11 protein-coding genes are annotated in these 12,545 nt (G+C 38.1%); 8 read left to right on the top strand and 3 right to left on the bottom strand.

Annotated elements, in window-relative coordinates:
- Positions 1–30 precede the first annotated feature (30 nt).
- The 7 genes from glnE to MST18_RS02785 all read left to right on the top strand — a co-directional run bounded on the left by glnE (position 31) and on the right by MST18_RS02785 (position 9,102).
- The gene (glnE, locus tag MST18_RS02755; protein WP_180133584.1) at positions 31–2,790 is read left to right on the top strand and encodes a bifunctional [glutamate--ammonia ligase]-adenylyl-L-tyrosine phosphorylase/[glutamate--ammonia-ligase] adenylyltransferase; all 2,760 of its coding nucleotides are present in this window, start codon (positions 31–33) and stop codon (positions 2,788–2,790) included.
- Between the two features lie 18 nt (positions 2,791–2,808).
- The gene (locus MST18_RS02760; protein ID WP_078191262.1) at positions 2,809–3,735 is read left to right on the top strand and encodes a branched-chain amino acid transaminase; all 927 of its coding nucleotides are present in this window, start codon (positions 2,809–2,811) and stop codon (positions 3,733–3,735) included.
- Positions 3,736–3,818: 83 nt separating this feature from the next.
- Positions 3,819–4,712, top strand: a complete 894-nt coding sequence (locus MST18_RS02765) for a mitochondrial fission ELM1 family protein (RefSeq protein WP_180133583.1) — start codon at positions 3,819–3,821, stop codon at positions 4,710–4,712.
- A gap of 88 nt (positions 4,713–4,800) precedes the next feature.
- Positions 4,801–6,279 carry a phosphoethanolamine transferase gene (locus MST18_RS02770; RefSeq protein WP_180133582.1) on the top strand — a complete coding sequence of 493 codons (1,479 nt, stop codon included), beginning with the start codon at positions 4,801–4,803 and terminating at the stop codon, positions 6,277–6,279.
- 171 nt (positions 6,280–6,450) lie between these two features.
- Positions 6,451–7,470 carry a glycosyltransferase gene (locus MST18_RS02775; protein ID WP_168378742.1) on the top strand — a complete coding sequence of 340 codons (1,020 nt, stop codon included), beginning with the start codon at positions 6,451–6,453 and terminating at the stop codon, positions 7,468–7,470.
- Positions 7,454–8,107, top strand: a complete 654-nt coding sequence (locus MST18_RS02780; protein WP_168378743.1) for a YrbL family protein — start codon at positions 7,454–7,456, stop codon at positions 8,105–8,107. The genes MST18_RS02775 and MST18_RS02780 overlap by 17 nt, the downstream gene beginning before the upstream one ends.
- 2 nt (positions 8,108–8,109) lie before the next feature.
- Positions 8,110–9,102: a glycosyltransferase gene (locus MST18_RS02785; RefSeq protein ID WP_180133581.1), complete on the top strand. Its 993-nt coding sequence runs from the start codon at positions 8,110–8,112 to the stop codon at positions 9,100–9,102.
- 1 nt (position 9,103) lies between these two features.
- Here the strand turns inward: MST18_RS02785 and MST18_RS02790 are convergent, their stop codons facing one another.
- A complete protein-coding gene (locus tag MST18_RS02790) occupies positions 9,104–9,997 on the bottom strand; it encodes a hypothetical protein (RefSeq protein ID WP_168378745.1) in 894 nt (297 codons plus the stop codon).
- Positions 9,998–10,098: 101 nt separating this feature from the next.
- On the opposite strand from MST18_RS02790, the gene MST18_RS02795 reads away from it, so the two are divergent.
- Entirely contained in the window at positions 10,099–10,983 is an 885-nt protein-coding gene (locus MST18_RS02795; RefSeq protein WP_180133580.1) for a polysaccharide pyruvyl transferase family protein, read from the top strand.
- A 60-nt stretch (positions 10,984–11,043) separates the two neighbouring features.
- Here MST18_RS02795 and MST18_RS02800 read toward each other — a convergent pair whose 3' ends face one another.
- Both MST18_RS02800 and MST18_RS02805 read right to left on the bottom strand, forming a co-directional pair.
- Positions 11,044–11,262 carry a hypothetical protein gene (locus MST18_RS02800; RefSeq protein WP_168378747.1) on the bottom strand — a complete coding sequence of 73 codons (219 nt, stop codon included), beginning with the start codon at positions 11,260–11,262 and terminating at the stop codon, positions 11,044–11,046.
- Between the two features lie 125 nt (positions 11,263–11,387).
- Positions 11,388–12,254, bottom strand: a complete 867-nt coding sequence (locus MST18_RS02805; protein ID WP_180133579.1) for a lysophospholipid acyltransferase family protein — start codon at positions 12,252–12,254, stop codon at positions 11,388–11,390.
- Positions 12,255–12,545: the final 291 nt, after the last annotated feature.

Below are 12,545 nucleotides of genomic sequence, written 5' to 3' on the forward strand. Positions count from 1 at the left end.
CTAGAAAAAAATCACGCTAGGGTTTGTGAAATGAATACGGAGCAATTGCAGAAAACATTACGTGCCAGTCAATATGCTGAACAGGTGCTCGGAATCCATCAGGCCAGTTTAGAACAAGACTATGCAATTGATCAGTTTCAAACCTCGCTCAGTACAGTACAAATTCAACATTTTGTCGTAAGCAGCCTTGCCGATATCCAAGATGAAAATAGTTGGATGCGTGCAATTCGTGTGCTGCGCGCACGTATCATGTTTCGTTGGATTTGGCAAGATGCCAATCAACTCACCGATGTCGTCACCTTAACGCGAGAGCTTTCAGACTTTGCCGATGCGTCCATCTGTGCGGCAAAAGATTTTGCGCTGAATCCGTTGATTGCGAAATATGGCGAACCGCTAGGCTATAAGGGGAAAGTTCAAGACCTAATTGTGGTTGCCATGGGAAAACTGGGTGCACAGGAACTTAATCTTTCAAGTGATATTGATCTTATTTTTGCCTTTGATGAACAGGGCGAAACCAATGGGCGAAAATGTATTGATGTACAGCAGTTCTGTATTTTGTGGGGACAAAAATTAATTTACCTGCTTGACCATATTACCGCAGATGGTTTTGTCTTCCGTGTAGATATGCGCCTTCGCCCATGGGGTGATGGTTCTGCCTTGGCAATCAGTCATGCGGCATTAGAAAAATATTTAAGCCAGCATGGACGCGAATGGGAGCGCTATGCCTGGATTAAGGCACGGATCGTCACTGGCGGTAAAGAAGGCGCCGAGTTACTGGAAATGACCCGACCTTTCGTCTTCCGTAAATATGTCGATTACACCGCTTTCGAAGCCATGCGTGAAATGAAAGCCATGATCGAACGTGAAGTGCTACGTCGTAATATCGAAGATGACATTAAACTCGGTGCAGGCGGAATTCGTGAAGTTGAGTTTATTGTTCAAGTCTTTCAGCTCATCTATGGCGGTTCAAAACTCGAGTTGCAAGACCGTCAATGTTTAGTGAGTTTGCATCATTTAGGTGAAGTTGGATTATTAGAAAATACCGCGGTTGCTGATTTAGAAGATGCGTATTTATTTTTACGTCGTATTGAACATGCGATACAAGCGCTCAATGATCAGCAAACCCAATCGTTGCCACATGAGCCTGAACCCCGCCAACGTATTTTAGATACTTTAGGTTTTGCATCTTGGGATGACTTTTTGCATGTACTCAATCAGAAGCGTGCCAAAGTCATTTACCAATTTGAGCATCTTATTAAAGAAAAAGAACCCGATCCTTTATTGGAAAGCTTTAGTCATTTAGAAGCACAGTTAAATGATGTTTTAGATGATGATGCCAAAAATTTAATTCACGAATTTTGGTATGGGCATGCGCTGAAAAAATTACCTGCCAAAGCAGTACAGCGTTTAAAAACTTTTTGGCCACATCTCATTGAAGCGATATTACAGTCAGATAAACCTCAGGTGGCTTTACTACGTCTCATGCCTCTGGTGGAGTCGGTGCTGCGCCGTACGGTCTATTTGGTGATGCTGATTGAGAGCAAAGGGGCATTACAACGATTAGTGAAAATGGCAACAGTCAGTCCTTGGATCTGCGAAGAATTGACGCATTATCCCGTGCTGTTGGATGAGTTTTTATCGATGGATTTTGAGCTGCCAAAGCGTAAAGATTTAGAAGACTCTCTACGTCAACAACTGCTTCGAATTGAAATTGATCAAGTCGAAGACCAAATGCGTGTTCTTCGATTATTTAAAAAATCCAATGTCTTAGCAGTAGCAGCTAGTGATGTTTTGGCTGAAAGCCCATTGATGAAAGTATCGGATGCATTGACCGATATTGCTGAAGTGTCTGTGAATGCAACCTTGCATTTGGCATATCAAATTGTTGCCAAAAAACATGGTTATCCAATCGATGCAGAAGGGCAGCGTTGTTCGATTGATCACACGGCTTTCGCGGTAATTGGCTATGGCAAGGTGGGTGGCATCGAGCTGGGTTATGGTTCGGACTTGGATTTGGTGTTTATTCACTATATGGATGAACAAGCGGATACCGATGGACAGAAACCAATTAGTGGCTTTGAATTTGCCATGCGGGTGGCACAAAAATTTATGTCCTTAATGACCACGCAAACCCTAGATGGTCGAGTGTATGAGGTGGATACACGTTTACGACCTTCGGGAGAGGCGGGTTTATTGGTGACCAGCTTAAAAGCCTTTGAGCAATATCAACATAAAAATGCTTGGGTCTGGGAGCATCAAGCTTTAGTACGTGCCAGAACGATTGCAGGTGAGCACAGTTTACGGATTGAAATTGAAAACTTGCGCTGCAATATTTTGACTCAGCCACGAGATGAGAACAATGTTCGTGCAGAAGTGCTAAAAATGCGCCAAAAAATGAAAGACCATCTAGGTTCTTCTAAAGAGCAGCAAAAAGATGGAATTTTTCATTTAAAACAAGATGCAGGTGGTATCGTTGACATCGAATTTATGGCACAGTATGCAGTATTAGCATGGAGTGGGTCGAATCCCGATCTCGCCCATTACTCTGACAACGTACGAATCCTTGAGGATGCCGCAAGAACGGATTGCTTATCCAGCGCCGATGCGACAGCATTGATTCAAGCTTATCTCCGTGAACGAGCCGAGAGCCACCGTTTAGCACTTGCGAATCAATCCATGCAAGTTTCAGCTGACGATTGGTACGATACCCGAGTGGTCGTTTGCAAGCTATGGCAAAGATTAATTGATCCAACTGCAACGTTTGCATTGGATAAAAATGACTGTGTATAAAAATTTGGAGTGTGTGCCATGAACTTGGCTGATCGTGATGGTTTTATTTGGCAAGATGGACAATTGGTTGACTGGCGTGAGGCGAAAACTCACGTATTAACACATACATTGCATTACAGCATGGGTGTGTTTGAAGGCGTCCGTGCTTATGAAACTCCGAATGGAACGGCTATTTTCCGTTTAAAAGAACACACTAAGCGTTTATTAAATTCTGCAAAAATTTATCAAATGAAAGTCCCATTTGATCATGCAGCATTAGAACAAGCTCAAATTGATGTGGTTCGTGAAAATAAATTGGCTTCTTGCTACCTACGCCCAATTATTTTTATTGGTTCAGAAAAATTAGGTATTGCAGCAACTGACAATACAATTCATGCCGTTGTTGCTGCATGGAGCTGGGGTGCTTACCTTGGTGATGAAGCGATGGCGAAGGGTATCCGTGTTAAAACGTCTTCATTTACGCACCATCATCCAAACGTGACCATGTGTAAAGCAAAAGCATCTGGTAACTATACTTTGTCAATTCTTGCACACCAAGAAGTGGCACATGCTGGCTATGACGAAGCAATGTTACTCGACCCACAAGGTTATGTATGTCAAGGTTCAGGCGAAAACGTATTCTTAGTTCGTGATGGCGTGATTCATACTCCTGACATCGCGGGTGGTGCACTTGATGGTATTACCCGTCAAACCATTATTACGATTGCGAAAGACCTTGGTTTTGAAGTGGTTGAACGTCGTATTACACGTGACGAATTCTATATCGCTGATGAAGCATTCTTCACAGGTACTGCTGCTGAAGTGACGCCAATCCGTGAATATGATGACCGTCAAATTGGTGAAGGTTGTCGTGGTCCAATCACTGAGCAAATCCAAACTGCATTCTTTAATGCGGTTCAGGGTAAAGACCCTAAATATGCGCACTGGTTAACTTACGTAAAATAAGCTGATCGGTTAAGATGAAAAGGCGAAACTAAGTTTCGCCTTTTTTATTGGCTTGAAGACATTGAATTTTTGGGAAAGTGACTATGCATATTGTTTATGTCAGTGATGGTAAAGCAGGACATCGCTCACAAGCTTTGGGTTTATTTAAAGCCATGCAGCGCCAATCTCAGGAAGCAGTCACATTTCAAGAAATTTCAATTGATGATTTGCCTATAGTGACACTTATTTCTGCGCTATTTAGCCATCAGCTTCATGCCGTAGAACACGAGCCAACTTATATTTTTGGCGTCGGCAGCCATACACATTTTCGAGTATGGCTGTTAGGCAAAGTGTATAACAAAGCCAAAACTATTATTTTAATGAAGCCAAGCTTGCCGTTTGCATGCTTTGATTATGCAGTAATTCCACAGCACGATGGTATTCAGGCATCAAATAAAGTACTGACCACACAGGGTGCGTTAAATCCTATTGTGAATGAGGAGCGGCATCAGCATGGTCGAATCCTGATCGCTTTGGGTGGCTCGTCAAAACGCCATCAGTGGAATGCAGCTAAAGTACTTCATGCAATTGAACAGATAGTCGAGCAGAATCCAAATTCAGAAATCATTTTGACCACTTCACGGCGCACACCAAAAGCATTTTTAGCAGAACTAACGCAGTTGAAAAATATTGAAAAAGTACAGATTTTCCCTGTTGAGGATACGCCGCAAGGTTGGATTTTTGAAGAAATGCAAAAAGCTGAAGCAGTTTGGGTGACTGAAGATAGTGTTTCAATGATTTACGAGGCTCTCACCGCGGGTTGTAAAGTCGGGGTGATTGAAGTGGATCGGCTGAAGGAAGACCGGATTACCAAGTCGGTAGATGAAATTTTAAAACAAGGCTTGGTGTCGTTACAGACCACTTTAACTGATTTGAAACTCGCTACCGAATTTAAAGAAACTGACCGTATCGCTAAAAAGATTGTACTCGGTCCCTAAAGTATAGATAATACCCGACGAAAAATTTCTACCAACATTTCAGTTTATCTTGGAAATGTTTGAATAATATTACAGGGTTGTCAGGTCAATGCTAAAAACCTATTTGTTTCCGTTTTTGCTTTCAATCGGGTTTTGTGTTGGCTTAGGTTTTTGGGACTATTTATCTGAAATCAAAGATGCTCCTTTATTCATTGTTTTGGTTCTTTCAAGTACGTTTTTTTTCATTGCAGTAAAACAACTACATAGTCGTATTTTTAAGTACATTTTCCTTGCGCTGTTTTTTGTCATTAGCCTGTATATTGCAAGTGGGACGGGGTTCTTACAAGGACACATGTCTTTGGGTATCGTGGCATCGATGTTTCAAAGTAATACCAATGAAGCCTTTGAATTTTTATCTGTAGTCGATCCAAAATATATTCTCTTTGCCTTTATTATTTTTTTAAGTCTCTGTTTTTATATTTTATTTTTTAATCCAACCCGTCAGGGAAATTATCGCAAGCTGATTTTGGCACTTATCTTTATTGCAAACGGCGTCAGTGTATTTGGTGTTCAAACTGCACTGGCGACAGTTAAATATAAACAAGAAGAGGCCAAGCTCCTTGAAGATAATGTGCAAGATGTCGATTGGGAAATTCAGCAGGTGAATACTAGCTATGATAATCAAGTGATTATCATTGGTGAGAGTGTTCAGCGAGACCATTTATCACTCTACGGTGCGAAAGACGATACCACGCCTTTTTTAAATCAGATGCCACTAGATGTTGTAGATCATTACATCGCGACAGCACCAAATACGGTAACCAGTCTGACTCGAACGCTGACTTTGGTCGATCAAAACCGTGAACCTCAAATTGCAAAAAATGTGGTGACGCTTGCAAAACAAGCTGGCTATAACACCATGTGGATTTCAAATCAGGGGTTTATGGGGAAAAATGATACGGCGATTTCTAAGATTGCCATTCATGCCGATCATCAGTTCTTCCTGAAAAGTGGTAACTATATGTCGAGTAATATCGACGATGACAAAATGGTCGAAATCTTACAGGCTCAGTTAAAGAAATATGCCAATCAAAAAAATGTAATTTTTATTCATATGATGGGCTCACATCCGGATGCTTGTGAACGTCTGTTTAAGGCACCACGTATGTATGCGAATAAGTCTGAAACCATTAATTGTTATTTATCTTCGATCAATAAGTTGGATCACTTTATAGAGCAGATTTATAAGTCTTTAAAGGCTGATCAGCGTAGTTTCACTGTAACGTATTTTTCTGATCATGGTATGACCGTAGATGAAGATTCATATCATGTAGATAATGAATTTAAAGATAATTATCAGGTTCCATTTTTTGTATTACGTAGCGATGCACAGGCCAAAAACCACTATAACAAGACTGTGAGTGCCTACGATTATATGCATATTTATGCAGATTTATTGGGGGTGAAAACACCTTTATTAGATCCTAAAAAATCGTTGGTGAATATCGAAGACAATCAAAATGTCACCGTTTTTGATTGGGATGATTATGTGCCATATAAAAAATTAAATGAAAGCGAAGCGCAATGATTTACAGCAAAAAATAAAAATGAATTGATTTTTTTTGTTTTATTTGTAAGTCTTAGCAGAATTGATAAATCACTTTTAATTTGTTGTTAGAGGTTATTTATAATTGAATTACCCAGGTAAGATTAAGAAAGAAATTTTAATTATGTTAAAATATGATTGCAGAGTTAACTTATGAAAATATTACATATCAATAATTTTGCTTTTAAAAAATCTGGGGCTGAATTTTATAATACAGACAGAAAAATTTCGGCAGGTTTGATTTTAAATGGTCATCATGTTTATGACTTCTCTTTTCATGATATGGCTTATTATGGCACCATTTGGCGCACTAAAAAAGTTGGTAAAAAATGGGCAAATCAAGAAGTATTAAAAGTTGTAAAAAATTTTGAACCAGATTTAATCCTAATAGGCCATTCATCATTATTGAGTACGGAAACGTTAAAACAAGTTAAAGCACAATATCCCAAAACGAAAGTAGCATTTTGGTATGTTGATTGGATTTGCGTAGATAAGAAAGCGAATTTTATTAAAGAATGGTCGCCTTATTTAGATTGTATTTTTGTCACTACAAGTGGTGAGTTATTAAAGACTTTAGGAAATGGCAATAAAGTGGCTTATATGCCAAATATGAGTCTGGATGCTGTTGATAGTCTAAAAAATTTTGAAAAAAATGAATTTGTGAATGAATTGGTCTTTTGTGGTTCATCTTCTGATGTGGAACGTACTCAATTTATTCGTAGTTTGCAACAAAAAATTAAACATATTCCTACACGTTATTGCGGTTTTGATGAAGATCCAAAAGTTTTTGGTGCGGAATATTTTAAAGTTTTAAGTCAATCCCGTATGGGCTTAAACTATTCACGTGCGAATTCATTAGATTTATATACATCAGATCGTATTACACAACTGACAGGTAATGGGTTATTGACCTTCACACCTCATATTCCTGGATTTGAGACGTTATTTTCAGATAAAGAAGTGGTGTATTTTAGTGATGTTGATGATTTAGCAAATAAGGTTCAATATTATGTGAATCATCCCGAGGAAGCAAAAGTGATTGCTGAAGCTGGTTGGAACAGAACGCATTCTAGCTATAGTTCAAAACGTGTCACAAAGTTCATGTTAGAGACTATTTTCTCACAGCCTTATACCGAAGACTATGAATGGAAGGATCATGTTTTCAGTTGCTAAGTTAGAGTCAGCAGAGTATTTGGGGGCGGGAGCAAATCGTTATTGCGTGATTTCACCTTCCGATCCTCAGGTGTGTTTAAAAATAGATTTACCTCCAGAACAACGTCAAATTAAGAATTTTCGCCAAAAAATCCAACGCTTTTTAAGCGCTCATTTTTATCGGTTTAATGAAAATTACATTGAATGGAGTGCATATCAGCGTTTAAAAAGACGTATTGATGAGCATGAATTACATCAATTTATTGCCTCTTGTTTGAAGTTAGAAGTTGTTCATGCACAACTTATTCTTAGTTGTGAGTTAATTCGGGATGAGCAAGGTGAGGTATCGCTTAGTCTTCATCATTATCTCAAGCATCAAATACCATTGAATATAGAGGCTGTATGTCACTCGATTGATCAGTTAACGGATTGGCTAATTCAACATAATATTCCACTATTTGATTTAAACTCGGGTAATTTAGTTGTTCAACATCATCGAGGTGGACTTAGATTAAAATGTATTGATGTTAAATCAACATTAAAGAGTAAGGAGATTATTCCATGGTCTTATTGGTCTGATTTCTTAATGCATAAAAAACTTCGTCGCCGTGCAGAGCGTCTCAAGCAGTTGATACAAAAAAATATGAAGTCGGAGTAATCATGAAAATTTTACAAGTCATGGCAACGAATGGTGGTATGGGGGGGTTGGAAAAACATACATTAGATTTATGTCGTGGCTTGGCGCAAAGTCATGAAGTTCATTTAATTGCAGATCGTTCCTATCAACAAAAACTAAGTGGTCATATCACACTACATCCATTTGATTTTTCTAGAAGTCGCTGGAATCCGTTTCTCATTTATGCGTTAGTTAAACAAATAAAGCAACTTCAACCAGACGTTTTACATGTTCAGGCAAGTAAAGCAGCAAGTATTTTAGCACCGTGGTTAAAGCAGTTTTCTTGTAAAAAGATTGTCACCGTACATGGGATGAAAAGTAATTTAAAACCATTCATGGCGTTTGATGACATCATTGCTGTGAGTGGGAAAATTAAAGCAAAATTTCCGATTTCAAAATCAGTTCATGTGATTTGGAATGGTGTAGATCAAGATATTAATCAAATTAATAATAAAGTGAAATGTGAAAATCAGCCTACCATTGCCTTGGCGATTGGTAGATTGGAAACAGTGAAAGGCTTTCATATCCTGATTGATGCTTGGAAAAATATCAATGCTGAATTATGGATTGTAGGGGATGGGACTCAGTACCAATCGCTGAAAACTCAGATCGACCAACTTAACTTAAATGATCGTGTAAAACTATTGGGTTTTCGGTCAGATATTTCTGATTTACTTGCTCAGGTAGATTGCTTCGTAATTTCTTCTTTAAAAGAAGGTGGTCCTATTACTTTGGCTGAAGCTCTATTGAGTCACGTACCAACTCTATCGACTGATGTTGGGATGGTGCCTGACTTTATTGATGGGCAGTTTATCTGTGAACCGAATTCGAGTGAACAGATGGCGAACTTGATATCGAGGGAATTAAAACCTAGAGCTGAAATGCTCCCTCTATTCGAAGCAGCATTTATAAAAGCAGAGCAAAACCTAAAATTTGAATCAATGTTGCAGCAAACTGAAAATTTGTATCAAAATTAAGTTAAAGTTTTTTAGGGGTTTCACGAATTGCGTCTATCACAATATGTTGGTTAAAAATATTAAAGGTATGACAGCCATTATCATTCGGGTGCCACTCACTATCTAATTTCATCCAAAATTTCTCTTCGTAGTGTTCTGGAGAAAGTTTTGTAACTTCATTGAGGTCTAAGCTGCCACCATAGCGTTTCAGAGAGTCCTGTGATGGGCGGACTAATTTATTGTTGATCATGCTCAAGTGACCACCTGGGCGATATTGCACAATGCCTTTTTTAACTGGGTTTTGAGGATGTGGTTGCCAATCACTACTCAGTAGATTCTCACTGTAAAAAATATGGAGTTCATTACCATATTTTTTTGATTTTTGATTTTTAATCGCGGTAAATAGATACCACATTCCATTTTGATAATACGGTGTAGTATCTGCAGCATTTATATGACTTATTAATGTACGATCAAATTCCCAAGAATATGGAAAATTTGTACATTTCCATAACTCGATACTTTGGTTGGCTGCACTTTCAGGAATCATGTACCAAATATCTTCATGTTTGAATATACAAGGATAAGAAAGGTGATAAGAGCACTGAATAATAGCTTTGGGTTCAGTGTATGTACCATCTTCAAATACTTCCATTACTGACAAAAAACCAACAGGATGATCTGGTGCCACTTCTTCAATAAAAATATAAGTATGTCCATTTTCTTCTACGATAAATGGATCAGCGTAGACATGTCCCTCAGGCGCATAAATTTCATGTAATGACGGAATGAGACTGGCTTCAAAACTGGATTCTAATTTACCGAAGCGAAGATACCAACGCGACCTAAACTCTTTATCTCTCTTTTTTTCTTGGGATTTATAGTATTTTTTTGCAAGACGTCGAAATAAAGACATAGTAAACTCGGATAAAAGTATATAATCTTTATTATATTAGATATTTATTCAAATTTATTGTTTTGTTATCCTTGATGTGAAACCGTGATGTAGTATAAAGAATGAGTATTTTTTCTCGGAAAAAAAAGCCTTTAGGATTTGAAAATCAGGCATGTTTAACAATTAATAAAGATGGATTGATCAATGCTAAACCACCTATATTTGCATATTGGTGGGATGTTAATCAAAACTTTGGCGATTGGATTGGCCCATGGTTAATTGGCTTAATGACTGATCGTGTTGTAATTAATACTAGAGACCAACGCGTTAATGAGAGTTTATTTAGTGTAGGCTCTATTTTGGGCCATATCACGGAAGATCAAGGAGTTGTTGATATTTGGGGGAGTGGGCTTATTGCTCCTTTGGAACAAAAGAAGATATTAAAGCGTTTAAAAAGCTCTTTTATTCCCCAAATACATGCGGTGAGAGGAACGCTAACTCAACAAGAAATTCAAAATAAATTGAACTGGAAAGTGCCTAATGTTTACGGTGATCCAGCTTTGCTTATTTCAGATTATTATCAACCACATTCATTGGATATAAAAATCGCAATTTGCCCACATCATATACATTATCAGGAAGTTAAGAATAAATTGGCAGGTTGTGATGATATACATGTCGTGGATGTAATGCAGTCACCAGAAAAAGTGATTGATGAAATTGCGAGTGCTGATGTTTGTTTATCAAGTTCCTTGCATGGATTAATCATTGCCCAAGCCTATGAAGTTCCATGGAAATGGTTGCGGTTTTCTGAGGACCAATTGGTCGGTGATAAATTTAAGTTTTATGACTTTTTTTCGATTTTTGAAAATGGAGAAAAAATTCTACCCATAGATGTGAGTTATGAGCATCTTGATCAGGCTTTTATTCGACTACAAGCGAATACTGGAAGTTTGGGGAAAATGAATATTTCTTTAAATGATTTAAAAAATAGTTTTCCTTTATGAATATAAAGACTGATATTTAACAGTCTTTATAATTTTATCTGAGATAAAAGTGGAAGAGGATTATTCCTTTTCCGCATTACCTTTCAACACCATATAAATCAAACCGACAAAAATTAATAATGCACCTGCAAGGCTGCTGACACAGAATAGAACAATGCGGTTATAGGTGGTTAAGTTGAATAATTCATTGGCTAAAATGTAGCGCATGAACAACCATTGTACGACAGAAAAAACAATCAACACGATTGCACGACGACGGACTTCAGGACGCATAGCCATAGGAGAATCACTTAAAGTGGAAATTGAGGCTATTATGCCACTGTCGATAATCGATCTCAATTCAATAAGATTAATTCAAGCCTGTGGAACACAACTCTAAAGGTTGAGATGTTCTTAGATCACCTTTATTTGCGGTACATATTGATATTGCCAAAGCAGACCCGAAAGCGTTTATAAGACCAGATATACTGTTCTGGTGCTTGGTTAATGATGTCTTGCATCGCGATGTTCAGCGCGTCGACAGATGATTGTAAATCTTTAGAGGAAATCGCTTCTGCTAAGGTTTGGCAATGCACATCAAAGTGCCTTAAGTTGGGTTGTCGGATACAACTTAAGCCGATGACATTACATTGGGTTTTTGCAGCAAGCTTTGAAACTAGCGTGATCGATAAAGTATTTTGCCCAAAAAAATTGGAATATATGCCGCCTGAAGGCTTTGGTAAATGGTCTGGTAAAATCACCGTTAGGCCACCTTGTTTCAAATGTTTAAAAATAGCACGGATCCCTGTTTCATCTGTCGGGACTAAGGTTGCATTAAACTTCGTTCGTGCTTCTAATAGATACCGATTAATCCCTTTATTTTTATTTGGTTTATACATAATCATCGGTTCTGTATACAAATTTAGCCATGCATTGAGTAGTTCCCAGCAGCCAAAATGCGGAACCACAACAATGACACCTTTTTTATTCGCAAGTGCTTCCGTGAGGATATTTTCACCATAAATGTTTTTCAATAAGCTCAGGCTATAACTCGGCGGCATCCCCCAACATTTAATAAATTCAATATAGGTCAGGCATTGGCTGCGGATACTTTGACTGACGAGCTGTCTCTGCGCAGTCTCTGACAAATCTGGGTAGGCCAGTTGAATGTTGATGCTAGTGATACGTTTGATTGATGAGTTAAACAGGTCAAGAATAAACGCGATCATCAAGGCCAAGTTTTGTAACAGCCAAAGTGGCAATAGCGCGATGATTTTGAATATAAAGTACATGAATCACAAGGTCTCAAAATTGACAGCATGGAATAAAATAAATTTTGCCAAGAGACCGGACTTATTCAGTGAAAAGTACAAAAAGATCTGAATCTAAAAACAAAATAATTGGAAGTGGAAAATTGAGCTGTCCATTGCTCAAACGAAGTGGTGCATCATCATAACGTACTTGAAGCGTTTTGATATTAGCAAAGTACATCAAATCTTTAATTTATGTTTTGTAGGTTTTCTACCACCTTTTGTAGGTTGACATAAAAAACCCTGCATAGCGCAGGGTTTTTTTGAAACTTA

The organism is Acinetobacter sp. YH12068_T (assembly GCF_024606005.1).
GTDB lineage: Bacteria > Pseudomonadota > Gammaproteobacteria > Pseudomonadales > Moraxellaceae > Acinetobacter > Acinetobacter amyesii.

What these genes read in the sequence shown, in the direction of transcription:
- glnE (WP_180133584.1), top strand. Translation starts at nt 31, where the DNA reads ATGAATACGGAGCAATTGCAGAAAACATTACGTGCCAGTCAATATGCT.
- MST18_RS02760 (WP_078191262.1), top strand. Translation starts at nt 2,809, where the DNA reads ATGAACTTGGCTGATCGTGATGGTTTTATTTGGCAAGATGGACAATTG.
- MST18_RS02765 (WP_180133583.1), top strand. Translation starts at nt 3,819, where the DNA reads ATGCATATTGTTTATGTCAGTGATGGTAAAGCAGGACATCGCTCACAA.
- MST18_RS02770 (WP_180133582.1), top strand. Translation starts at nt 4,801, where the DNA reads ATGCTAAAAACCTATTTGTTTCCGTTTTTGCTTTCAATCGGGTTTTGT.
- MST18_RS02775 (WP_168378742.1), top strand. Translation starts at nt 6,451, where the DNA reads ATGAAAATATTACATATCAATAATTTTGCTTTTAAAAAATCTGGGGCT.
- MST18_RS02780 (WP_168378743.1), top strand. Translation starts at nt 7,454, where the DNA reads ATGTTTTCAGTTGCTAAGTTAGAGTCAGCAGAGTATTTGGGGGCGGGA.
- MST18_RS02785 (WP_180133581.1), top strand. Translation starts at nt 8,110, where the DNA reads ATGAAAATTTTACAAGTCATGGCAACGAATGGTGGTATGGGGGGGTTG.
- MST18_RS02790 (WP_168378745.1), bottom strand. Translation starts at nt 9,997, where the DNA reads ATGTCTTTATTTCGACGTCTTGCAAAAAAATACTATAAATCCCAAGAA.
- MST18_RS02795 (WP_180133580.1), top strand. Translation starts at nt 10,099, where the DNA reads ATGAGTATTTTTTCTCGGAAAAAAAAGCCTTTAGGATTTGAAAATCAG.
- MST18_RS02800 (WP_168378747.1), bottom strand. Translation starts at nt 11,262, where the DNA reads ATGGCTATGCGTCCTGAAGTCCGTCGTCGTGCAATCGTGTTGATTGTT.
- MST18_RS02805 (WP_180133579.1), bottom strand. Translation starts at nt 12,254, where the DNA reads ATGTACTTTATATTCAAAATCATCGCGCTATTGCCACTTTGGCTGTTA.